Origin of the sequence: Mesorhizobium sp. M0991, assembly GCF_040318915.1 — a bacterium.
Lineage (GTDB): Bacteria > Pseudomonadota > Alphaproteobacteria > Rhizobiales > Rhizobiaceae > Mesorhizobium.
The window spans coordinates 155,214-177,193 of the sequence record NZ_JAMYNE010000003.1 but is presented as its reverse complement, the minus strand read 5'-3'; the positions used below and the strand labels follow the sequence as shown (position 1 = coordinate 177,193).

Genomic DNA, 21,980 nt, shown 5'->3' with positions numbered 1-21,980 from the left:
AATGCCGACGCGACCGGTACAGGCAACGGAGCCTCGAGCCGGTCGCGGTTGCGGTAAGCCCTGAGGCTTAGTCCATGTGCGCGGCAGGCGCCCCACCGGCGGGCGGCGCAGCCTTTGGCTTGCGCAGCAGGAAAACAAACGGGACGGCAAGCAGTGTCATCATCATCAGCAGCTTGAAGTCATTGACGTAGGAGATCATCATCGCCTGTATGTTTACCATGCGATCCATCAGCGACAGCGCCGTCGGATCGCCGCCCGCCGCTGCCGGCGACGCCGCCCAGAGGTTGGGATTGAACGGATTGACATAGGCCGAGAGCTCCGCGTGGTTGATTTGCGTGTTACGCACCAGCAGAACCGTCACCACCGACACGCCGATCGACGAGCCAAGATTGCGCACCAGGCTGAACAACGCCGTTGCATCGGTGCGGAAGCGTGCGTCGAGCGTGGCGAAGGCCACGGTGGACAGCGGCACGAACACCATTCCCATTCCAAGGCCCTGGATGACGCCGGAGCTGAGGATAAGCCAGTTGTCCATCTGCGGCGAAAAGCTCGACATCGTGTAGAGCGATTGCGCGGTCAGCAGGAAGCCGATGACGACGAGGATTCTGGCATCGATCCTGTGCATGATCCGCCCGACGAACAGCATCGCAATCATCGTGCCGACACCGCGCGGCCCCAGGACGATGCCGATGGTGAGGGTCGGATAGCCGAAGATGGTCGACAGCATTGGCGGCAGCAGCGACATGCTCGCCAAGATGAGCACGCCCATGACAAAGATGAACGCCAGCCCGGTGACGAAATTGCGATCGAGGAAGATCTTCGGGTCGATAAAGGGGTGCTCCGCCGTTAACGTATGTATGGTAAATACCCAGAAGCCGGTGATGGAAAGACCAAGCTCGATCCATATCTCGATCGAGGAAAACCAGTCGACCTCGCCGCCGCGATCGAGCATCAGCTGCAGCGCGCCGACACCGAGCGAGAGCATGGTGAAGCCGAAGAAATCGAAGCTGCGCACCCGCCGGGCGACGCTGGGAAGATATGCGGCCATGCCGAGGAAGGCGATGATGCCGACCGGCAGGTTGATGAAGAACACCCAGCGCCAGTTGAAATTCTCGGTCAGCCAGCCACCCAGCGTCGGGCCAAGGATCGGTCCCAGCATGATGCCGGCGCCCCAGATGGCCATTGCCTGGCCGTGGCGTTCCCTGGGGTTGATGTCGAGCAGGAAGGTCTGCGACAGAGGCACGATGGCCGCGCCGAACACGCCTTGCATCAGCCGGAAGAGAACGATGGTCTCCAGGCTCCAGGCGATGCCGCACAGCATGGAGAAGACCGTGAAGCCGACCACGGCCGTCAGGAACAGCTCCTTGCGGCCGAAGCGATCGGCCAGCCAGCCGGTCACCGGCGTCATGATCGCGGCGGCAACGATGTAGGAGGTCAGCACCCAGTTGATGTTGTCGGGGGAGGCGCCGAGATCGCCGGTCATGGTCGGCAGCGCAACGTTGGCGATCGTCGTGTCGAGCGCCTGCATGATCGTCGCCAGCATGAGCGCAACTGTGATCAGGCCGCGGTGCGGTACTTCGCGAAAGGGTTCTGGGCTGCTCATGACGTAAAACTTCCAGCAGGTAACAAAAACGTGTACATTAGGTTTCCGGACGGCGAGGCCCTCGCTGTAGAGAGACCCTCATCGCGGTGGGACGCGAGCATCGATGTGGGGGATACATCGACTGAGCGTCTCGACAAAGCGGGCGCCTGCCGCCCGGAAACCTGAGGACCGAAGATCCTGAGCGGAGTTGTCTGCTCAGGGAGGCTAGAGTGCAGCCCGTCTACGCATTCAATTTTTCCTGCGCCTCCCTCGGACCAATCCTGTCACCTGCATCCATCTCGCTGTTTGCTATGCGGCCGCTGTTAGGCCTCCTTACTTGGCCTCGCCTGCCGTGGCGCGGCGGAAAATGCTCGGCAGCCCGCGGGAAACGCCGGTGTCCACCGTGACGGTCGCGCTCATGCCGGTGCGCAGCGCCATCTTGGCGTCGGCATCGGCCAATTCCAGGCGGACCGGAATGCGCTGCGTGACCTTGACCCAGTTGCCGGTGGCGTTCTGCGCGGGCAGCAGCGAGAACTCGGCCCCGGTGCCGGCGCCGATCGCCTTGACGGTGGCTTCGAACGTCTTGCCCGGATAGGTGTCGACCACGATTTCGGCCTTCTGGCCCGGCTTCATGTTTGTGAGCTGGGTTTCCTTGAAATTGGCGTCGACCCAAGTGTCGCCGGTCTCGACCAGCGAAAACAGCGGCGTGCCCGAACCGACATACTGGCCGACCTTGAACGAAGCGGCCTGGCTGACGATGCCGTCGGCAGGCGCCTTGACCGTGGTCTGGACCAGATCGTAGGCCGCCTTGTCGCGTGCGGCGAGCGCCGCCATTACCGTTGGATGCTTGTCGGTCTCGATGTCGGGATTGCCGCCAAGTGCCGCCTTGGCGCTGACGATCCCTTGCTGGGCCACGGCCAGTTGCTGCTTGGCCTTGTCGAGGTCGTTCTTGGCCTCGTCCAGCGACGACTTGGCGTTGATGCCCTTGTGGGCAAGGTCGGCGGCGCGGTCATATTGCGACTGCGCGTACTGGACCTGGCTTTCGTCGGACTTCTCCTGCGCCAGCGCCTGGCTATGGGCCGCACGCAGCTGCTCGACATTGAGCCGCGCGCCCGCCACCGCCGCGTCGGCTTGGGCCAACGCGATCCGGTAGGGCTCGGGATCGATGGCGAACAACACGTCGCCCTGCTTGACAGACTGGTTGTCGAAAATGTCGACCTGAACAATGCGGCCCGCCGCATCGGCGGCTATCGACACCTTGGCCTGCTGCAGATTGGCGTTTTCGGTCTCCTGATAGCGGCCGCCGGTCACCCAGACATAGCTGCCGCCGGCGATCAACGCAGCGGGCAGCACAAACATCAAAAGGAAGCGGCCGGCACGACGCTTCTTCTTCGGCGCCACCGGCGCCGGAGCTACCTGCGCAGCGACCGTTACCGGAGCTGCCGCCGGCTTCGCGGGAGCTTCCATCTCCAGCTTGGCCGCATTCTCATCTACTTTGGCTACCGCGTTCATGCTGCTGCGCCTTCCGTATTCTTCACTTTTTCCGAGGGCGGCGTGTCACCATCTGCAAGATTCTGCACCATTGTCTCCAGCGCCTTGACCAGGACGCGGCGATCTTCCGGCGAAACGCCAACGAGCGATTCCTCATAAACCTCGCCGGCAAGGCTCTTGACGTGGGCGTAGGCCGCGTTCGCCTTGGCGGTCGGGAAAATCATGCGCACCCGCCTGTCGGTTGCGTCCGGACGGCGCTCGATCCAGCCGCCCTCCTCCATGCGATCGACAAGACGCGAGACGCTGATCGGCTCGATTTCCAGAAGCTCGGCAAGCCGCGCCTGCGCGACACCCGCCTCCTTGGCGACGCGGACCAGAAGCCGCCATTGCGCCGAAGAAAGGCCAAAACCGCTGGCGCGCGCCTCGAAGCGCTTGCGCATCAGGCGCTGCACGTCGTGGATCAAAAAGCCCAATCTGTCGATGCCATCGGAAACCATGAGCGACATATATAATAAGCGTGCTCATAATTCAAGGAGCCGGATTATGCCAGAAGCCGGCAAGTGTGCATGGCAGTCAGTGCAGGGCGATCGTGGTTAGCAATTTATCACCCCGGGCGCTTGTGACGAGTATGCAGAAGATCGGCGTTCAGATGCTCAGACTATCGATCTCATCCAGGCGGAAAAGGCTTCGACATGCGCTTGTCGGGGGTGATTGGCTACGCAGGCAAGGTAAAAGCCATAGCCTGGCAGAGAGAGATCATGTGCCTTGACCAGCCTGCCAGCCTCGAGTTCGCCACTGACGACCACATCGCTGCAGATAGCGATGCCTTGGCCTGCCGCTACCGCGTCAATCGCGTGCAGCTCTTCGCGGAAACTTAAGTCCCATGCCTGGTTGGCATTGGGGATGCTGGGATCGATCGAGCGTGCGATCGCCAGCCATCGCTGCCAAGTCGGCGCTTCCGGGTCGCGGTTCGTCCAATTGAAATGGATGAGCGGGTATTGCAGCAGATCGGCGGCGCGCTCGATCTGTCGGTCGCCTCCTGCGAACAGCTCCGGGCTGCATACCGGAAAGAATGCGTCCCGAAAAATTTCCTGCGCGGGAACATCGCGCGGCATCCTGCGCGCATAGCGGATCGCGACGTCGGCGTCACCGCCTCGCAGGTCGAGAACGGCGTCTGTCCCGATGATCTCCAGTGGAATGTTCGGATGCTGTTCGCGCCACTTCGACAGGCGCGGAACCAGCCATCGGCTGGCAAATGCATTTGGGCTCGTCACGCGCAACGGGCGTTGGCCAACACCGGCCGAGGCTGATGCTATTGCCGCAGCGAAAGCGTCGAAGCCGCTGCAAATTACCGGAAATAGCCGTTCGCCCACGCCTGTGAGCACCAGCGGTCGTGGGCGCCGCCGGAACAGCAGTTGCCCACAGACCTCCTCCAGCAATCGAATCTGGTGGCTGATGGCCGTTGGCGTCACTCCGAGTTCCGTCGCGGCCTTCCTGAAGCTCATCAGCCTGGCAGCGGCTTCGAAGGCGCGAAGCGACCCGAGCGGCGGAAGTTTTCTCATCCAGGCAGCTTAGATGAATTTAGCTCATCCAGCGACTGAGATATTCGATTTTGCAGCGAATGGCGTCGCATGAGATCATTATGATCCGACACATGTCGGTGAACGAAAGCGGCCTGTCCAACCGTGCCAGATCACGAAGGGTATCCCTCGATGAGCATGTTCAAGCTTATAGACGGTTCCGAGCCGACGTTGCAGGCGCCAGATATCGCCCGGCTCAGGCAGGCGATTCGCGGCGATCTGATCCTTCCGGACGACCCTGGCTATGACCAGGCGCGCAGAGTTTGGAATGGCATGGTCGATAAGAGGCCGGCGGCTGTCTTCTATTGCGCCGAATCCAGCGATGTCGTCACGGCCGTCAACTTCGCCCGATCGCAAGGCTTCCTCGTCGCCGTCCGCGGCGGTGGTCATAACGTCGCCGGCAGTTCGGTATGCGACGGCGGCGTGGTGATCGATGTGTCACGCATGAAGCGGATCGAAGTCGACCCGATCCGCCGTGTTGCGCGCGCAGAAGCTGGCTTGAACCTGGGCGAGTTCGACGCAGCCACACAGGTCCATGGTCTTGCGACGACCATGGGTGTCAACGCGGATACCGGCATAGCCGGACTGACACTCGGCGGCGGTTTCGGCAAGCTTGGCCGCAAACATGGACTGAGCTGCGACAACCTTGTCGCTGTCGAAATCGTGACGGCGGACGGCCGGTTGCTCACGGCAAACGCGGCCGAAAATGCAGATTTGTTCTGGGGCATTCGGGGCGGCGGCGGCAATTTCGGAATAGTCACGACTTTCGAATACAAGCTCCATCCCGTGGGTCCGCTCCTCATCGCGGGATCGATGCTATACCGCTACGAAGAGGCACGCGAAGCGATGCGGTTCTACCGTGCGTTCTCGAGCGGCGCCCCAGATGAGCTGAGCCTGGATGCAGCACTTGTCACGGCGCCCTCGGGCGAGCGCTTCTTCAGCATATCGGCGTGCTACATCGGCCCGCTCGACGAGGGCCAGCAAATCATTCAACCTCTGAGAGAGTATGGTCGGCCGGTTGAGCGCCAGATTGCTCCTGTCCCCTATCTTCAAATCCAATCGGCCGGGGACAGCCTCTTTCCGCGCGGGCGGCGCTACTACTGGAAGGCGCAGTTCATGCGCGAAATCACAGATCAGGCGATCGATACCATGCTTGCGGCTTACATGACTGCACCCAGCGAATCGCTTCTGGTCCTGCAGCAGGTTGGCGGCGCCATCTCGCGAGTACCGATGGACGGAACGCCCTACGCCAACCGGGATGCACTTTACGATTGCTTCCCGATATCGATCTGGGACAATCCGTCTGACGACGAAACGCACATCCGATGGGCGCGTGACCTGTGGGATGCAATGAGACCGTTCTCGACCGGCGGCGTCTATGCCAACAATCTCGGCGAAGAGGGCACTGATCGGGTTCTGGCAGCTTACGGCGAGAATTATCCGAGGTTGGCCGCACTAAAAAACAAGTATGATCCTACCAATTTCTTTCGCTTGAACCAAAACATTAAGCCAACAACCTGAGCGACCGCCGCAGGCCGATGCCCGGAATTCTGTAGCGCTGCTACAACTCCAAATTCCAGTTCTGGCCGACCAGATCCTTGCCGAAGGAATGATGGCGCTCCTCGTTGGACAATTTAAAGCCCGCAGCCTCATAGATGTGGCGGGCGGCGGCGAGCACGTCGTTGGTCCACAGCGTCAGTGTCCTGTAATCCTTGGCGCGGCAAAAGCCGACACATTCCTCGACCAGCCGCTTGCCGATGCCGAGGCCGCGCGCCGACGGCTCGACATAGAGCAGGCGCAACTTCGCCACCTCGTCCGACTGGCGCACGACGAAGACCGAGCCGACGACCTCCGCTTCCCGCTCGGCGATCCAGCTGCGTTCCCATTTCGGATCGAAGGATTTGACGAAGGCACCGAGGATTTCGGCGACCAGCGCTTCATAGGTTTCGTCCCAGCCATATTCCTGCGCGTAGAGCAGGCCCTGGCGATGAATAATCCAGCCGATGTCGCCGACTTGCAGAGGCCGCAGCATATAGGGAATTTTGGGCTCGGCGCTTCCGCCCAGCAAACGCTGCACCGTCTGCATGGCCTTGACCAGCCTGTCCTGTTCGGCAACCGAAAGCCGTTCGAGCAAAGCCGCGACCTGGTCGTGCGAACCCTGGTTCAGCGGAGCGAAGGCCTGCCGCCCGGCCTTGGTCAGCGCGATCGACGAGCGCCGCGCATCCGCCTCGATCGTGGCGCGCTCGACCAGATCACGCTCCTCGAACTTCTTCAGCAGCCGGCTGAGATAACCGGCATCGAGGCCGAGGTCGCGCCCAAGATCCGTGGCGGTCAGGCCATCGCGATGCGCCAGCTCATAGAGCACCCGCGCCTCGGTCAGCGAGAAGGTGGTTTTCAGCAGCCCTTCGTCGAGCAGCCCGATCTGGCGGGTATAGAAGCGGTTGAAGGCCCGCACCGCGTCGACCTGCTCGTTGCCTGGGTGATGATGAATGGTCATGGCATCCTCCTCCCGGCAAGATCAGCCATTTAGTTGACTTAGTCAAGGATCCTGTTTGAAGCAATTGTCCTGATGATGCTCACCGGGCGCCTTGACTCGCGCGAGTTGCCAGCCTATTTCAGCGCCACGTTAGCACTCCTCCAAGATGAGTGCTAACCACATGTCCGGCGCCGCCGGACGGAGGAACTGTTCTCACCATTCTCATCGAGGAATAAAAAATGGCAAAGTCGAAGTTCCGCCCGCTTCATGACCGCGTGGTCGTTCGTCGGGTCGAATCCGAATCCAAGACCGCGGGCGGGATCATCATCCCCGATACGGCTAAGGAAAAGCCGCAGGAAGGCGAGATCATCGCCGTCGGTTCCGGCGCCCGCGACGAAGCCGGCAAGCTCGTCCCGCTGGACGTCAAGGCCGGCGACCGCATCCTGTTCGGCAAGTGGTCGGGCACCGAAGTCAAGCTCAATGGCGAAGACCTTCTGATCATGAAGGAATCCGACATCATGGGCATCATCGGCTGAATATCGGCCACACCCTCACTTAAATCTTCGGGCTCAATTCAAGCCCCTGCCAGGAGCTAAAAATGGCTGCCAAAGACGTAAAATTCTCCCGCGACGCTCGTGAGCGCATGCTGCGCGGCGTCAACATCCTCGCCGACGCAGTGAAGGTCACGCTCGGCCCCAAGGGCCGCAACGTCGTCATCGACAAGTCGTTCGGCGCACCGCGCATCACCAAGGACGGCGTCACCGTCGCCAAGGAAATCGAGCTTGAGGACAAGTTCGAAAACATGGGCGCGCAGATGGTCCGCGAAGTTGCTTCGAAGACCAACGACATCGCCGGCGACGGCACCACGACCGCGACCGTTCTGGCACAGTCGATCGTCCAGGAAGGCCACAAGGCGGTTGCCGCCGGCATGAACCCGATGGACCTCAAGCGCGGCATCGACCTCGCCGTCGCCGACGTGGTCGCGACGCTGATCAAGAACGCCAAGAAGATCAAGACCTCGGAAGAGGTTGCCCAGGTCGGTACCATTGCCGGCAATGGCGATGTTTCGGTCGGCTCGATGATCGCGGAAGCGATGCAGAAGGTCGGCAATGAAGGCGTCATCACCGTCGAGGAAGCCAAGACCGCCGAGACCGAGCTCGAAGTCGTCGAAGGCATGCAGTTCGACCGCGGCTATCTCTCGCCCTACTTCGTCACCAACGCCGAGAAGATGGTTGCGGATCTGGAAGACGCCTACATTCTTCTCCACGAGAAGAAGCTCTCCAACCTGCAGGCCATGCTGCCGATCCTCGAGGCTGTCGTGCAGACCTCGAAGCCGCTGGTCATCATTTCGGAAGACGTCGAAGGCGAGGCCCTGGCCACGCTCGTCGTCAACAAGCTGCGTGGCGGCCTGAAGATCGCCGCCGTCAAGGCGCCGGGCTTCGGCGATCGCCGCAAGGCCATGCTGGAAGACATCGCCATCCTCACCGGTGGCCAGGTCATCTCCGAAGACCTCGGCATCAAGCTCGAGAATGTCGGCCTGAACATGCTCGGCCGCGCCAAGAAGGTGTCGATCTCCAAGGAGAACACCACCATCGTCGACGGCGCCGGCAAGAAGGCCGAGATCCAGGGCCGCGTCGCCCAGATCAAGCAGCAGATCGAAGAGACCACCTCGGACTACGACAAGGAGAAGCTGCAGGAACGTCTCGCCAAGCTGGCGGGCGGCGTTGCCGTCATCCGCGTCGGCGGTGCGACCGAAGTGGAAGTCAAGGAAAAGAAGGATCGCGTCGATGACGCCCTCAACGCGACCCGCGCGGCCGTCGAAGAAGGCATCGTTCCCGGCGGCGGCGTCGCACTGCTGCGCGCTTCGCTGACCATCAAGGCAACCGGTGCCAACTCCGACCAGACCGCGGGCATCGCCATCGTGCGTCGCGCGCTGCAGGCTCCGGCCCGCCAGATCGCGTCCAACGCCGGTGCGGAAGCATCGATCGTTGCCGGCAAGATCCTCGAGAACAAGGGCGCGACCTTCGGCTACAACGCCCAGACCGGCGAATATGGCGACATGATCACCATGGGTATCGTCGATCCGGTCAAGGTTGTGCGCACGGCTCTGCAGGACGCGGCCTCGGTCGCTGGCCTGCTGGTCACCACCGAAGCCATGATCGCTGAGGCTCCGAAGAAGGAGTCGGCTGGCGGCGGCATGCCTGGCGGCATGGGTGGCGGCGGCATGGGCGGCATGGGTGGTATGGATTTCTAATCCAAGCAATCCATCAAGTCTTCAGATACGGAAAGGGCGACCGAGAGGTCGCCCTTTCTGCTTTGAGAGCAAGCCGCTAAGCTCAAACAGCGGCGTCAATGCACCGCGGCAGCGGCGCCCTTAGCCAGCAATGCCCCCTCAATCAGCGCGGCGACCTCATCGGCTACCGCCAGCACCGGGGCGCGGTCGTGGGTGGCGCGCGCGATCACCATCAGCCCTTCCAGCGATGATTCGACCAGCAGCGCCAGCGCATGCGCGCGGCGCTCGGGCACCCCAGCCCTGACGAAGGCGGCCCCGAGCAGGCCTATCCATTGCTCGAAAGCCGACCGGCACAACTCGGCCAGTTCCGGCATGTCGTTCGGCGAGTCCAACACCACGGGCGCGATCGGGCAACCGAGCGTGAACTGATTGTCTTCCAGCATGCGCGCGACCGACTGGTAGATGTGGTGGACAGCCACCGCCGGGTCCTTTTCGGCAGCGAGCGCGGCGTCTAGCCTCTGCGTCACATCGGCGACGCTGTCGCGCGTCACCTCGATGACCAGCTGATCCTTGCCGCCCGGAAAGTGAAAGTAGAGCGAGCCTCTCGGTGCAGCGGAGGCGCTCAAGATGTCGCTGAGCGACGTGCCGTGGTAGCCGCGCTGCCTAAGCAGCAGCGCCGTCGTCTCGAGTATGCGGGTGCGGGTGTCGTTCGCCATGTCAACCTCTGCCAGGAGTGAGCATTATAGGCCTTGCCTCGAATATGACAACCGGTCTACATAATATGTAGATCAGTCTACATATAGAGAGAAGCAGATGCGCAGTTATCGCCTTGAAGGAACGAGCGGGACCAAGGGCCTGGTGATGCGCGACGAGGCGCAGCCGACGCCGAAGCCGCACGAGATCGTCGTGCGTGTCCGCGCCACCTCGCTCAACCGCCGCGATACGATGATCCTCAACGGCACCTATCCGCTGGCGCCGCGCCAAGGCGTTATCCCGCTGAGCGACGGTTCCGGCGAAGTCGTTGCCCTCGGCGAGGCCGTCACCCGCTTTGCCGTAGGCGACCGCGTCACCGGCAGTTATTTTGCGCGCTGGATCGATGGCCGCATCAATGCCGGTCTTATCGACCAACTTGGCTGCACGCTGGACGGGATGCTGGCTGAATACGCCGTGCTCGACGAGCAATGGGCGGTGCCGCTTCCCGATCATCTCGACTGGCATCAAGCGGCGACGCTGACCTGCGCCGGCCTGACCGCCTGGAATGCCGTGACGGCGGCCGAGATGCCGAAGCCCGGCCAATGGGTTCTTGTCATCGGTTCAGGTGGCGTCGCGCTGTTTGCGCTGCAATTCGCCAAGCTGCTCGGCTGCCGTGTCGTGGCCGTCACCTCGCGCAACGAGAAGCTGAACCGGCTGCGGGCGCTCGGCGCCGACCTCGTCGTCTCGACAGCCGGCATGCCGGAATGGGGTGCTGCGGTGAGCGAGCAGACCGGCGGCATCGACCTCGTCGTCGAGACCGGCGGCCCGCCGACCTTCGCACAATCGATGATCGCCTGCGCCCTTTACGGGCGCATCGTGCTTCTCACCATACAGGATGCGAAAGGCGGGACCGTGCAGATCCCCGGCCCGGTCTACCAGCGCAGCCTCGCCACCATCAGCCGCCTGTTCGTCGGCAATCGCACCAACCTCGAAGCCATGCTGCGCGCCATCTCGGTGCATCGGCTCAAGCCCGTCATCGACAAGGTGTTCGCCTTCGACGAGGCCAACGACGCCTACCGCTATTTCCAGCAAGGCGACGTCTTCGGAAAAGTGGTCGTCGACGGCGCCTGACTGGTTCGCCCCCAAAAAACTGATCAACCCTCAAACTAAAAGGAGAGACACAATGACCATTCGTGAAGCAGAGGCCCAATGGCAGGGATCGTTGAAGGAAGGTTCGGGCCGGCTGAGGCTCGGCAGCGGCGTCTTCGAAGGTGCCTACTCCTTCCCGTCGCGTTTCGAGAACGGTCCCGGTACCAACCCGGAGGAATTGATTGTGGCGGCGCATGCCGGCTGCTTCTCGATGGCGCTGAGCGCCATCCTCGGCCGCGAAGGTCACACTCCCGCGCACATCCACACGATCGCGAAAGCGCATCTCGGCGCCACCGCGGCCGGACCGACGCTGACCCGTATCGAACTGGAGACGGAGGCAAGCGTCGCCGGGCTGGCGGCGGCGGATTTCGAGCGGCTGGCGCAGACCGCCAAGGAGAGCTGCCTCGTGTCGCGGGCGCTGGCCGGCGTCGCCGTGATCACGCTCAAGGCCCGCCTCATCGAGGCCGCTACTGATCACTGAAGGGAAAGGAATATCCAATGACACAGGAACTCATCATCGATATCGCCGCAGCCGAACGCTCCGCCGAAACGGCCGAAATCATGCGGCGCTACAACGACGTCTTCCAGCGCCACGACCCCTCGGCGCTCGACGATCTGGTGGCGGAAGATTGCGTGATCGAGAACACCACGCCAGCCCCGGACGGTGCCCGCCGCATCGGCAAGGGCGCCTGCGTCGAACTGTGGTCGGCGATCGCGACCGGACCCGGCACGCGCTTCGACATCGAAGAAACCTTCGTCGCCGGCGACCGGGCGACGATCCGCTGGCGCTACTGGATGGCCGACGGCAATTCGCTGCGCGGCGTCAACCTGATGCGCGTGGCGGACGGGCAGATCGTCGAGGCCATGGGCTACGTGAAGGCATAAAGCTGTCTACCGGTCCGCCAGCGCCAGTTTGGCGCCGAGCATGACAAAGGCTCCGGCGAAGGTGCGGCGCATCCAGGTCAGCACCTTTGGCCGCGACACGACATGGCTGCGGATTGACGCCGCAAAAACGCCGTAGCCGACAAAGACCACGAAGGTGAGCACCATGAAGACGCTGCTGAGCTCCAGCATCTTCGACAGCGCATGCGATTCGGTGGTGCTGACGAATTGCGGCAGGAAGGCAAAGAAGAAGATCGACAGCTTCGGATTGAGGATGTTGATCAGAATGCCGGAGGCGATCACTTTGCCGGCCGAGCGCGGCGCGACATTTTCGTCGACGCTCAGGCCGCCCTTCTCCTTCAGCGTGTTCCAGGCCATGTAGAGCAGGTAGGCGACGCCCAGATATTTCAGCGTCTCGAAGGCGACGGCACTGGTATGCAGCAGAGCCGCCAGGCCGGTGATGGCGGCCGCCATGTGCGGAATGATGCCGAGCGTGCAGCCGAAAGCGGCAATGATGCTGGCCCGCACACCACGTGAAAGCCCGGCGCTCAGCGTATAGAGAACGCCGGTACCGGGCGAAGCCACGACAATCAGCGACGTCAACAAAAATTCGATGCTCACGGATGGTCTCCCGGTGCTGGCCCTGCCGCCGGCAGCGTAGTCAGCGAAACGTGCGGGCACAAGCCAGCCTGAGAGCCTATGCGCATTCAGATCATGCTGTTGGCGTGCAGCTTGCTATCGGCAATGGGCTGCCGAACTTCCCAGTGTTCGACGAGCTTACTTTCGTTCAGCCTGAAAATGTCGACGATGGCCAAGCCTTCCTCCTCCGGTTCACGTTTTGCGTGCATGTGCACGATGACGAAATCCCCTTCGGCAAAAATCCGCTTCACCTCTCCCTTCACGAGGGGAAATGACTGTTTGAGCTGCTGCAGATAGGCTTTGAAGCCCTCCCCACCATCCGCAATGTTCGGATTGTGTTGTATGTAGCGTTCGCCAAAATGCATCGAAGCAGCTTCGATGTTGCCCTGGTTTACCGCTTTGTCGATGAAGTCCAGGACGATCATCTTGTTGGTCTCGAGCGAACTATGAGCCTTGGCTGGAAGTGGATTTGATGGTTCGTCACGCATGTTTTGCTCCGTCAGGTGCCTGCTTCTGCCCGGCGTGGACAGGAGCGTCCGCACGCCAACATTGCCAACATAATCTGTCGCGATTGTGAGAGGTCGATACGCTATTCCGCTAGATTCTTATCCGATCGTCTAATAGCGTCGTCCTATTCATCGTTGGAGGATGGTTCTCGTGGACGCCTTGTCCGAAGTTCTTGCTTCGCTGAGATTTGGCAGCGCCATGATCGGCAGCGCGACCCTGCATCGGCCATGGGGTATTTCGGTGGATCCGACAAGGAATGCCGCCATCCACGTCATACAGAACGGCGAATGCTGGCTGCGGCTAGCCGGTGAAAAGGTGCCGATCCGCTTAGACCAGGGAGATGTCATCCTTGTCGCGAGCGGTATCGGGCATGCCCTTTGCAATCCGGCGGATGCACCGACGGCATCGATATCCGCCGTCCTTTCCGCAAATCAGAGCGGACCAGAACCGAAAAGCGAGCGCCCCGCGACAACTCTTCTTTGTGCGAGATATTCACTCGACGGCGTCGGGCCATACCCGATGGTTTCGCTGCTTCCTCCGCTGATTCATTTGACCCGAAATCAGATAGGCACCAGCGAGCCGCTGCGGCTTGCCCTGGAACTTCTGCAGGTCGAAGCGAAAGGCGATCTCGGCGGCCACGACATTGTCGCCCCAAGCCTTCTCGACAGCACGTTGATCTTCTTGTTGCGTGCCTGGATCGAACATCAGCCACTCGGAACGGGGGGATGGTTTGGCGCCTTGCGCGACAAAGGCATTGCGCAAGCTTTGCGGCTGATCCACGAGCGGCCGGGCAATCCCTGGACTGTCGCTTCCCTTGCCAGCGGCGCAGCACAGTCCCGGGCCACCTTCGCGCGTCGCTTCGCTCAACTGGTGGGACAGCCGCCGCTGTCCTATGTGACCCGGTGGCGGATGAACCTTGCCGCCAAGGCCCTGCGGGAAACGAACCAGAACATTGGCGAGATCGGGCGCGCCGTCGGATATGAATCGGTGCCGTCGTTCTCGCAGGCATTCAAACGGTTGACCGGACGATCGCCCGGCCTCTACCGCAGCGACTTTCGATCATCTGACTGAAGAAATTCAAACTGGGACGCCAGCCCGAGGGCCGTCATTCAAGCGTCGGCAGTCCGTGAGCCCGGCGCGCCATCAGGCAGTCGTCATCGCCCGGCATGCAGGCGCGGCAGACGTCAGGACGGATCTCGTAGATGCCGCAGGCGGTCGACTTGCCGACCTCGCCGCACAGTGCCGAACAGCGCGCGCCGTCGCAGCGCATGCCGGCTTCGTCGGCAGCCACGTATTTTTGCGGGATAAGGTCGAGCTGCGCGTCATCCTCGGTGGAGAAGCGCGGCCATCTGGACGAGTAGGCACAGCAGGCGCCACAGGTCTGGCAATCGAAGGCAACCGGACCGGCGCCCTCTTGTGGCGACGAAAAATCCTCCGCGACCGCCAAGGCAAGCGGCCTTGGCGCGGATTTCCGGCCGGCATTTTGCTGCAAGGGCGCTATTTCTTCTTCGGCTTGCGCGGCGGCGCTTCGGCCGGCGACCTGAACAGATCGGTGCCTGCTTCGGCGGCTTCACCGGTTTTTGGCGCGGCGGACGGCTTGGCCGGCTTCACGGCGGCAGCAGGTGCTGCCGGTTGGCCCTTGGCGGAAAACTTGATTGCCATATCAATCCTCGTCAGAGAAACGCGATGATGGCGCATTCGGATTGCGAAGGCGGCCGATGAGCGCCGAAACGGCCGTGATGTTCATTTCTTCGGGCGACCAGTTCCTGGCTTCCTCGATGTGCCGGGGCGCCAGCTCGCGATGCGTGCTGCCGCTGTAGGCGGCATCCTGAAAGGTCACGCGCTCGTGGGTCTTGGCGTTTTCCCGGACGTATTCGATCAGATAATTGGGGCATTCGGCACGGCCGCGGACGCCGAGCCGAACCTGGGCATCGCCGTGGACACGCCGGCAGCGCTCGAGCTTTTCAAGCACGCGCCGGACATATTCGACCGGCTTGTCGAGTTCGCTCACGACATCGGCGATGGTCGAATCGGCGGCGATCGCCTTTTGAGGCACACGTTTGGTGGCCATCAGCGTTTGCCTGCGCGTCTTGGCGAGGCCGCGAGCGCAACCGCTGCCGCCATTTCGTCGGCTTCCTTTTCCAGGCGCAGTTCGCGCAGCCGCGCGGTCTTGGCTTCGCGGGCCTGGCTGACGGCATCCCGTTCGGAATTGATGCGGTCGAGCGACATCGACTGGGTCCGCGTCTTGCTAAAAATGGATTCGGCCTGGTCGCGGGGTTTTTTTGAAGGTTCGGTCAAGGTCTTTCTCCCGGTTCGGAGCGCGCCGCCGAAAAAGTGACGAGACTGGTCTTTTGGCCAGGATCCCGCACAAAGCAATACGGCAGCCGGTTTCAAATTGCTGGAACGTCCTTACAGCCTCTTAGCACGTCCGGGCCGTCGAGCAGCGCTCTTTCGGCGGTCGAAGCGCAAAAATGAAAAAGGCCAGGCACCGCCTGACCTTCCATGAGAGCGCCCGCGCATCCCGAGAGACGCGCAAAGAAACGTTCTTCTCATGCGCATGAGCGGGGACTTAACCTCCCCGCGACCATGCGCCGGAATTTGCCATTCACCGGTGCCAGTACATCCGTGGTCACCGGTGAGGCTGAATTCCGTCTTAGGCCGCCTTCAACTGGTCGGCGGACATTTTGCCCGACTTGTTGTCGCGGACCATCTCGTAGCCAAGCTTCTGGCCCTCGACGATGTCGCGCATTCCGGCGCGCTCGACGGCTGAGATGTGGACAAAAACGTCGGCAGAACCGTCGTCAGGTTGAATAAAACCAAAACCCTTGGTGGCGTTGAACCATTTAACTGTGCCTGTGCTCATAACGAACCCTTTCCATGGCAAATATTCGTTCGTCGTCATGCGGATGCACAACAACGTTTGTCTCGATTTTGATGGGGAAGTTCGTCAAAGGCGCGCCTCGGCGCGCGGATAACAAAAGTCGGTCAAACAAACATCGACAAAATTCTTGTAGACTTCTTTGCGCGCTGTGTCAATTTTTTTGATTTGCCACACTCGCAGAGACGCGCGGCGGCGACCCGCGCTCCGGCAAATCCGACAGCAAAACCGGGCTACTGCCCGCCGAAAAACCACTTAGACCGGTTCATCGTTCACGGAAACGATGAACCGCTCTATCTCTTTGTTTTTGCGCAATTCCGGACGGAAAACCGTTCACACTTTTCCTGGAATTGCTCCAGCCGGGAACCATTTTGGCGACGCGAGCATTACTGTCGATGTCGAAAGCCGTTCTCGAAAGAGCGATTTTGAGAAAGGCGGACGACAAACAGGACGCCCCCCGCGCAGATAAAAGGCACGAGGGGCGTTCCTGCGTGATGCGACCATTCGCGCCGCTGCACCCTTCCCCTCACAGCATGCCGCGGCTGAGCCCGCCATCCACCGGCAACGCCACGCCGGTGACATAGGCGGCTGCGTCGCTGGCCAGGAATGCGGCAACCGCGCCGAATTCGGCGGGAGTGCCGTAGCGCTTTGCCGGGATTTCAGCCTGACTCTCGGCGGCGATCACAGCAGCGTCGACACCCCTGTCGGCGGCGTCCATGGCGTCGAACTGTTTCGTCCGGTCCGTCGCAAAACGGCCCGGCAGCAACAGGTTGACGGTGACGCCGTCCGCCGCCACTTCGCCGGCCAGCGTCTTGGCCCAGCCGGCGAGCGACGCACGCAGCGCGTTCGAGGCGGTAAGGCCGGGGATCGGCTCACGGACGGAAGTCGAGGAAACGGCGATGATGCGTCCCCAGCGCCACGCCCGCATGCCGGGCAGGAAAGAAATGGCGATGCGCATCTGGCTCAGCACCATGCTGGTGAACTGCTTCTCCCAGACGCTCGCATCGAAGACGCTGGCCGCGAAGGGCGGCGGGCCGCCGCCGTTGAGCAGGACGATGTCGATCCGCTGATGCTCGCCCTCGACGGCACGGATCAGCCGGGAGACGCTGTCGTTGTCGGAGAGGTCGGCGCTGAAGGTCGAGCAGATGTGGCCGGCGGCCTCGATCGCGCGCCGCGCCGCATCCAGGGTCTTCTCCCCTCGTCCGACCAGGATGATCTCGGCGCCTTTCGCCGCGAGCGCTTCGGCGACGCCGAAACCGAGGCCCTTGCCTCCGCCGAGAACAAGCGCCTTCCTTCCCTCAAGATTTGCAGCCATCAAGCCAAGCGTCCTCCTGGTTTCACTGCCCATTTCGGGCGACTTCCCTAGCGGACATGCACGATAGCGTCGGCTTCGACCGGAACATTGGCCGGCAAGCCGGCCATGCCGAGCGAGCAGCGGGCGTGCTCGCCACGCTCGCCGAAAACATGGAGCAGAAATTCGGATGCTCCGTTGCAGACCTCCGAATAGGCCGAAAAGCCGGCCGCCGCATTCACATAGACGGTCAGCTTGGCGAATTTCACGACACGGTCGAGATTGCCGTCCAGTTCCTTGTCCAGCCAATAGACGATGTTGGCCGCGCAGAGCCGGGCGGCGTTCTGCGCAGCAGCCAGATCGATCTCTCTGCCGACCTGGCCGATCGCGGCGATCTCCTGCGCGATCTCGGGAATCTGACCGGAGACATAGACGATGTCGGCGACCCGAACCGTCGGCGAGAACGGCAAAGCAGGCCGCTCGAGCGATGGCCAAGCGACACCGAACTCCTCAAATCTTCTTCTGTAGGACAAGGTGGCTGCTCCTGTTTCCGTTCGTGCGAGCGGACCTTGAATTCAGATCGGGCTTTCGGATAGCCTGATAGTGCTGACACAGCTATCAGGAATTCTTATGACTGAAGATATCGACGTCAGGCTGCTGCGCGCCTTCGTCACCGTGGCCGATACGGGAACGATGAGCCGGGCGGCCGATCGGCTTGCCCGCACCCAAGCGGCGGTGAGTATGCAGCTTCAGCGCCTCGAGGGTGAAGTCGGCGCCGAGCTGCTGCGCCGTTCGCCGCGCGGCGTGACGCTGACCGAGGCCGGCGAGATCCTGCTCGCCTTCGCCCGCAAGGCCATCGCGATCGGCGACGATGCCAGGCGCGAGATAGAAGGCCGCAGGCTGGTCGGCCGTGTCCGGCTGGGCATCGTCGAGGATTTGGCGGTGACGCGGCTGCCGTTGATCATTGCCGACTTCCGCCGCCGGCATCCTTCCGTGGAGATCGAGCTGACATCAGCCAGCAGCACCGATCTCAGCAAGTCGCTGGGCGAAGGAAAATGCGACATCGTCATGGCCGATCCGGCGCGCTTCACAATGGCGCCGCGAGGCCATCTGTCACGACAGCTGGTCTGGGCGGCAAGCCGCATGATCGAGATCGATGACGAGGTCGAGCTTCCGCTAATCATCTTCGAAGGCGCCTGCTCCTGGCAGGACAGAATGCTGGCTTCGCTCGCCGAGGCCGGGATCGGCTGGAAGATCGGCTGCCGCGTGTCGACCTTCGCGACACTGATCTCGGCGCTGAGGGCCGGGCTTGGCATCGGGCTTCTGCTGCAGGAAGGACTACCGCCCGACTGCCAAAGCCTCAACGGACGCTTCAACCTGCCGCCGGCGCCGATGGCGGATTTCGGGGTCTATCTCGCGAGGGACCCGTCGCGGCTGGTCGAGGAGTGTGGCGATTTCCTGCGGGCGGGATTCGAAGCGTAGCGAAAAGATCTGACGCCGTTCACCGTTCCTGGTCGGTCGGGCGGATAACGATCTCGTTGACGTTGACGTGTGCCGGCTGGCTCACTGCGTAGAGAATGGGCCGCGGCGATGTCCTCGACGGTCAGCGCCTTCATGGCGGCGAGCCGCTGGTCGAGCCCGGCCTTCGCCGCCGGGTTGGTGATATGGTCGCCGAGCTCGGTGCGCACCAGGCCGGGCTCGATGACGGTGACGCGAACCTTATCGGCATAGACTTCGCGGCGCAGCGATTCGGAAAAGCCGACGACGCCGAACTTGGTTGCCGCGTAGCCGCTGGCGCCCGGATTGGCGACACGGCCGGCGACCGACGAGACATTGACGATGTGACCTTTGGCGGCCCTCAGATGCGGCAGCGCCGCTTTGGTGACGCCCATCAGCGCCAGCAGGTTGATCTCGACCATGCGGCGCCAGTCGTCGAGCACCGCCTCGGCGGCCGGCGACAGAAGCATCACCCCGGCATTGTTGACGAGGATGTCGAGGCGGCTCCATTCGGCGACAACCTTGTCGACCATGGCGCTGACATCGTCGTTGCTGGTGACGTCGGCCTCGATGCGGAGCGCCGTGCCGCCGGCCTTTTCGATACGCGCGGCCAGCGCTTCGAGCCGATCGGCGCGGCGTGCGGCAATCGCCACCTTTGCCCCGGCGGCGGCCAGCGCCACAGCGGTTGCCTCGCCGATGCCCGATGAAGCGCCGGTGACGAGAGCGACCTTGCCGGCCAGTGCGGAAGAAACAGCTATCATGGTGAAGTCTCCAAAGCCCCTGCCCGATCTTCAGATAGGCCGCGGGGCGCGAAGTGGAAGACCGGCTTTGCTTGGTTACTCGTCTGGGCCGGGCTCCGGCCAAGGCTCTTTCGCCGCCTCGGCATACCAGTGGCGCATCGCCGGCATCGAAAGCACGGCGTCGACATAGGCGCGGGTATCGGTTGCCAACATGCCGCCATAGGTGTCGAAGCGGGTGACGACCGGCGCGTACCTGGCGTCGGCCGCGGTGAAATGGCCAAACAGAAACGGCCCGCCTTTGACGTATTTTTCGCGGCATTGCCGCCACAGATCCTCGATGCGCGCCCGTTGCGCCTCACCTTCGGCGTCGAGCGGCTTGTGGCCTTTCGGCCGGCGCAAATTCGTCGGCCAGCCATAGCGGACCTCGCGAAAGCCGGAATGCATCTCTGTTGCCGCCGAGCGGGCCAGCGCGCGGGCGCCGATATCGGCCGGCCAGAGCTTTTTCTCGGGAAACAGCTCGGCGAGATATTCAAGGATGGCAAGGGTTTCCCAGACGATCCGGACCTCGCCGTTCGGCAGCCGATGGTTCAGCACCGGCACTTGGCCGTGCGCAGGCGCACAAAACCTTCCTCGAACGGGATCTCCAGATGCTTCATCGCCAGCCATGGCCTCAGCGACCAGGACGAGAAGCATTTGTTGCCGATGAAGAGCGTGAATTCAGCCATTGTCCCTCCGGCCCTGTCTGTTCGGGCGTTCTGGTGCACCCTATCCTGTCGGCTTCGCGGCCGGAAGCTATCCCAACTCGACCGGCCGAACCCGGAACCTAAGCGATCCGCGACCGTTTCTCCAGGCGAACGGTTCAGGAGATGCGAGATGGTGAACAAGGATCAGGTTGCCGGCGTTGCCAAGCAAGCCAAGGGCTCGGTCAAGCAGGCCGCCGGCAAGGCCACCGGCAACAAGCGCGCCGAGGCCGAAGGCAACGTCGACAAGGCGACCGGCAAGATGCAGAAGGCTTACGGCGACGTGAAGGACAAGGTGAAGAAGGCGCTTTGACGCCAGCCCTTCGCAAACCAGGAAAAGGCGGCTCGGCCGCCTTTTTTGCGTCCTCTCCTGCCCGTCAGAAAATCAGGCTTTTGCTGTACGCATTGGTGAACGTGACCTCGCCATGATCTCCGGCGGCTTCGCCCAGCACCACATCCATGCTGTTTTCGCTCACCCGCGCCAACGCAAAGCCGCCCATGAAGGCAGCCTTCGGCTTGAACATATCGAGCCCGTCACGGTGGTAGATCATCGGCGTCGCGTGCTGGTGGCCATGGAAGATGCCGACGACGTTGTAACCCTTCAGCACAGCCAGCAGCGCCTGCCTGTCGGCTTCGCTCCACCAGTGCGGCGGACCCGTGCCGCCGTCGTCGAAGGTTTTCTCGGCGGCGTCCCATCTTTCGATCGAAAAAGTATCCCAGCCGTAATGCTGGAACAGGATGACCGGGCGGCCGTCGCCGGCATAAGTCGCCAGGTCCTGCTTCAGCCATGGCAGGCTGCTGGCGGCGCCATGACCGGTATCGCCGGCAAAACGGTGCGTCTGGACAAGATGCAAGCCGCCCCAATCCCATGAATAGCAGTCGGTCTCGACGTCGTAGTCGGTCGCCGGCGCAGGCGGCTTGAAGAACACGCCGGGGCGGTGGTTGACCTCGACGTGGTCGCGCATTTCGCGGCGATACCAGTCGACATGAGAGCGCGGGCCGTTCTGGTCGAGGTCGTGGTTGCCGAGGCCGACATAGACCGGCATGTGCACGCGGTCGGGGCCGACGCCTTGCTGGTAGCGCTGGCTGAACTGAAGCAGCTGCGTGCCCTCGCTGGGCTGGGTGATCTGGCCGCCGCCGTCGTCGGTGATGTCGCCGCCAACGACGAGGCCGAGCGGTGTGCCGATGTTGCCCGTCGAGCGCAGGCCGGTGGCAACGCCATCGATCTCAGCCGGCCATTGCCGGTCACCGACGCCGTTGAGTGCGGCGACATTGCGCAGCAAGGCAGCGTCGGTCTTGCCCTCCTGCTCGCAATGCGGGCTCAATCCGTTCGCCATGCGGCAGGCATGGACATCAGCGATAAACAAGAAGGTGGCGTCGATCGGCGGAATGCGCTGCCCGGTCTGGCCGAAGGCCGGGCGCGAAACGGCGCCGGCCGCGGCAAGGCCCGCTGCCTTCATCAGGAAGCTGCGCCGGGAGACCGGTCGGGCGGAAATGCGATGCATCATGCGCTAAAATTCAGCACGACGCGGACCGGCAGTCCAGTTGCTCGCAAAGTGTGTCGACACGTTCTCTCAGGTCTGGCATTGCTTTCGGCATTCA

26 protein-coding genes and 2 pseudogenes are annotated in these 21,980 nt (G+C 62.4%); 10 read left to right on the top strand and 18 right to left on the bottom strand.

The genetic code is table 11. From position 1 onward, the window contains the following. Positions 1-67: 67 nt before the first annotated feature. The 4 genes from NKH70_RS06650 to NKH70_RS06635 all read right to left on the bottom strand — a co-directional run bounded on the left by NKH70_RS06650 (position 68) and on the right by NKH70_RS06635 (position 4,635). Positions 68-1,603 (bottom strand): DHA2 family efflux MFS transporter permease subunit, encoded by a 1,536-nt coding sequence (locus NKH70_RS06650; RefSeq protein WP_292653931.1) that lies wholly within the window; start codon positions 1,601-1,603, stop codon positions 68-70. 312 nt (positions 1,604-1,915) lie between these two features. Then, complete coding sequence (locus NKH70_RS06645; protein ID WP_352911245.1) at positions 1,916-3,094, bottom strand: HlyD family secretion protein; 1,179 nt, start codon at positions 3,092-3,094, stop codon at positions 1,916-1,918. Further along, positions 3,091-3,570 (bottom strand): MarR family winged helix-turn-helix transcriptional regulator, encoded by a 480-nt coding sequence (locus NKH70_RS06640; RefSeq protein ID WP_352911623.1) that lies wholly within the window; start codon positions 3,568-3,570, stop codon positions 3,091-3,093. The genes NKH70_RS06645 and NKH70_RS06640 overlap by 4 nt, the downstream gene beginning before the upstream one ends. Positions 3,571-3,726: 156 nt before the next feature. Continuing rightward, positions 3,727-4,635, bottom strand: a complete 909-nt coding sequence (locus tag NKH70_RS06635) for a LysR substrate-binding domain-containing protein (RefSeq protein ID WP_352911248.1) — start codon at positions 4,633-4,635, stop codon at positions 3,727-3,729. 150 nt (positions 4,636-4,785) lie between these two features. On the opposite strand from NKH70_RS06635, the gene NKH70_RS06630 reads away from it, so the two are divergent. After that, positions 4,786-6,174 (top strand): FAD-binding oxidoreductase, encoded by a 1,389-nt coding sequence (locus NKH70_RS06630; RefSeq protein ID WP_352911250.1) that lies wholly within the window; start codon positions 4,786-4,788, stop codon positions 6,172-6,174. 40 nt (positions 6,175-6,214) lie between these two features. Here the strand turns inward: NKH70_RS06630 and NKH70_RS06625 are convergent, their stop codons facing one another. Beyond that, positions 6,215-7,150: a bifunctional helix-turn-helix transcriptional regulator/GNAT family N-acetyltransferase gene (locus NKH70_RS06625; RefSeq protein WP_352911252.1), complete on the bottom strand. Its 936-nt coding sequence runs from the start codon at positions 7,148-7,150 to the stop codon at positions 6,215-6,217. 218 nt (positions 7,151-7,368) lie between these two features. Here NKH70_RS06625 and groES point away from each other — a divergent pair, with 218 nt between their 5' ends. Together groES and groL are read left to right on the top strand one after the other, a co-directional pair. Continuing rightward, a complete protein-coding gene (gene groES / locus NKH70_RS06620) occupies positions 7,369-7,665 on the top strand; it encodes a co-chaperone GroES (protein WP_006203049.1) in 297 nt (98 codons plus the stop codon). Positions 7,666-7,727: 62 nt separating this feature from the next. Then, on the top strand, positions 7,728-9,383 hold the full coding sequence (gene groL / locus NKH70_RS06615; RefSeq protein ID WP_352911254.1) for a chaperonin GroEL: 1,656 nt from the start codon (positions 7,728-7,730) through the stop codon (positions 9,381-9,383). Positions 9,384-9,478: 95 nt separating this feature from the next. On the opposite strand, the gene NKH70_RS06610 is transcribed toward groL, so the two are convergent. Continuing rightward, on the bottom strand, positions 9,479-10,078 hold the full coding sequence (locus NKH70_RS06610) for a TetR/AcrR family transcriptional regulator (protein WP_353024987.1): 600 nt from the start codon (positions 10,076-10,078) through the stop codon (positions 9,479-9,481). Positions 10,079-10,175: 97 nt separating this feature from the next. Between NKH70_RS06610 and NKH70_RS06605 the strand changes: the two genes are divergently transcribed. The 3 genes from NKH70_RS06605 to NKH70_RS06595 are packed head-to-tail and all read left to right on the top strand — an operon-like array spanning position 10,176 to position 12,089. Beyond that, positions 10,176-11,186 carry a zinc-dependent alcohol dehydrogenase family protein gene (locus tag NKH70_RS06605; protein WP_352911260.1) on the top strand — a complete coding sequence of 337 codons (1,011 nt, stop codon included), beginning with the start codon at positions 10,176-10,178 and terminating at the stop codon, positions 11,184-11,186. A gap of 52 nt (positions 11,187-11,238) precedes the next feature. Next, positions 11,239-11,685, top strand: coding sequence for an OsmC family protein (locus NKH70_RS06600; RefSeq protein WP_352911262.1), 447 nt, complete (start codon positions 11,239-11,241; stop codon positions 11,683-11,685). Positions 11,686-11,702: 17 nt separating this feature from the next. After that, positions 11,703-12,089: a nuclear transport factor 2 family protein gene (locus NKH70_RS06595; protein WP_352911265.1), complete on the top strand. Its 387-nt coding sequence runs from the start codon at positions 11,703-11,705 to the stop codon at positions 12,087-12,089. Between the two features lie 6 nt (positions 12,090-12,095). Here NKH70_RS06595 and NKH70_RS06590 read toward each other — a convergent pair whose 3' ends face one another. Beyond that, entirely contained in the window at positions 12,096-12,707 is a 612-nt protein-coding gene (locus tag NKH70_RS06590; RefSeq protein ID WP_352911268.1) for a LysE family translocator, read from the bottom strand. Between the two features lie 86 nt (positions 12,708-12,793). After that, positions 12,794-13,213, bottom strand: coding sequence for a nuclear transport factor 2 family protein (locus NKH70_RS06585; RefSeq protein ID WP_352911270.1), 420 nt, complete (start codon positions 13,211-13,213; stop codon positions 12,794-12,796). 160 nt (positions 13,214-13,373) lie between these two features. Between NKH70_RS06585 and NKH70_RS06580 the strand changes: the two are divergent. Together NKH70_RS06580 and NKH70_RS06575 are read left to right on the top strand one after the other, a co-directional pair. Beyond that, positions 13,374-13,874, top strand: a pseudogene (locus tag NKH70_RS06580) (cupin domain-containing protein); the annotation flags it as partial. A 96-nt stretch (positions 13,875-13,970) separates the two neighbouring features. Next, positions 13,971-14,303 (top strand): helix-turn-helix domain-containing protein, encoded by a 333-nt coding sequence (locus NKH70_RS06575; protein WP_352911626.1) that lies wholly within the window; start codon positions 13,971-13,973, stop codon positions 14,301-14,303. 34 nt (positions 14,304-14,337) lie between these two features. Here the strand turns inward: NKH70_RS06575 and NKH70_RS06570 are convergent, their stop codons facing one another. From NKH70_RS06570 to NKH70_RS06540, 7 genes are all read right to left on the bottom strand, one after another. Next, positions 14,338-14,679 carry a YkgJ family cysteine cluster protein gene (locus NKH70_RS06570; RefSeq protein WP_352911628.1) on the bottom strand — a complete coding sequence of 114 codons (342 nt, stop codon included), beginning with the start codon at positions 14,677-14,679 and terminating at the stop codon, positions 14,338-14,340. A gap of 50 nt (positions 14,680-14,729) precedes the next feature. Further along, positions 14,730-14,894, bottom strand: a complete 165-nt coding sequence (locus NKH70_RS06565; RefSeq protein WP_352867447.1) for a hypothetical protein — start codon at positions 14,892-14,894, stop codon at positions 14,730-14,732. Between the two features lies 1 nt (position 14,895). After that, positions 14,896-15,303 (bottom strand): hypothetical protein, encoded by a 408-nt coding sequence (locus tag NKH70_RS06560; protein WP_352492579.1) that lies wholly within the window; start codon positions 15,301-15,303, stop codon positions 14,896-14,898. Next, the gene (locus tag NKH70_RS06555) at positions 15,303-15,530 is read right to left on the bottom strand and encodes a hypothetical protein (protein WP_352911631.1); all 228 of its coding nucleotides are present in this window, start codon (positions 15,528-15,530) and stop codon (positions 15,303-15,305) included. The genes NKH70_RS06560 and NKH70_RS06555 overlap by 1 nt, the downstream gene beginning before the upstream one ends. Positions 15,531-15,885: 355 nt before the next feature. Beyond that, the gene (locus NKH70_RS06550; RefSeq protein ID WP_010915421.1) at positions 15,886-16,095 is read right to left on the bottom strand and encodes a cold-shock protein; all 210 of its coding nucleotides are present in this window, start codon (positions 16,093-16,095) and stop codon (positions 15,886-15,888) included. Between the two features lie 541 nt (positions 16,096-16,636). Further along, a complete protein-coding gene (locus NKH70_RS06545) occupies positions 16,637-17,425 on the bottom strand; it encodes an SDR family oxidoreductase (RefSeq protein WP_352911273.1) in 789 nt (262 codons plus the stop codon). Between the two features lie 47 nt (positions 17,426-17,472). Continuing rightward, positions 17,473-17,934 (bottom strand): RidA family protein, encoded by a 462-nt coding sequence (locus NKH70_RS06540; protein ID WP_352911275.1) that lies wholly within the window; start codon positions 17,932-17,934, stop codon positions 17,473-17,475. Between the two features lie 97 nt (positions 17,935-18,031). Here NKH70_RS06540 and NKH70_RS06535 point away from each other — a divergent pair, with 97 nt between their 5' ends. Next, positions 18,032-18,883: a LysR family transcriptional regulator gene (locus NKH70_RS06535; protein ID WP_352911278.1), complete on the top strand. Its 852-nt coding sequence runs from the start codon at positions 18,032-18,034 to the stop codon at positions 18,881-18,883. On the opposite strand, the gene NKH70_RS06530 is transcribed toward NKH70_RS06535, so the two are convergent. Both NKH70_RS06530 and NKH70_RS06525 read right to left on the bottom strand, forming a co-directional pair. Further along, positions 18,811-19,659, bottom strand: coding sequence for an SDR family NAD(P)-dependent oxidoreductase (locus tag NKH70_RS06530; RefSeq protein ID WP_352911280.1), 849 nt, complete (start codon positions 19,657-19,659; stop codon positions 18,811-18,813). The two genes, NKH70_RS06535 and NKH70_RS06530, sit on opposite strands and share 73 nt — an antisense overlap. Before the next feature lie 75 nt (positions 19,660-19,734). Next, positions 19,735-20,363: pseudogene (locus NKH70_RS06525) on the bottom strand (glutathione S-transferase). A gap of 148 nt (positions 20,364-20,511) precedes the next feature. On the opposite strand from NKH70_RS06525, the gene NKH70_RS06520 reads away from it, so the two are divergent. Next, a complete protein-coding gene (locus tag NKH70_RS06520; RefSeq protein ID WP_352911281.1) occupies positions 20,512-20,691 on the top strand; it encodes a CsbD family protein in 180 nt (59 codons plus the stop codon). A 64-nt stretch (positions 20,692-20,755) separates the two neighbouring features. Here the strand turns inward: NKH70_RS06520 and NKH70_RS06515 are convergent, their stop codons facing one another. After that, on the bottom strand, positions 20,756-21,886 hold the full coding sequence (locus NKH70_RS06515) for a metallophosphoesterase (RefSeq protein ID WP_352911283.1): 1,131 nt from the start codon (positions 21,884-21,886) through the stop codon (positions 20,756-20,758). Between the last annotated feature and the right edge of the window lie 94 nt (positions 21,887-21,980).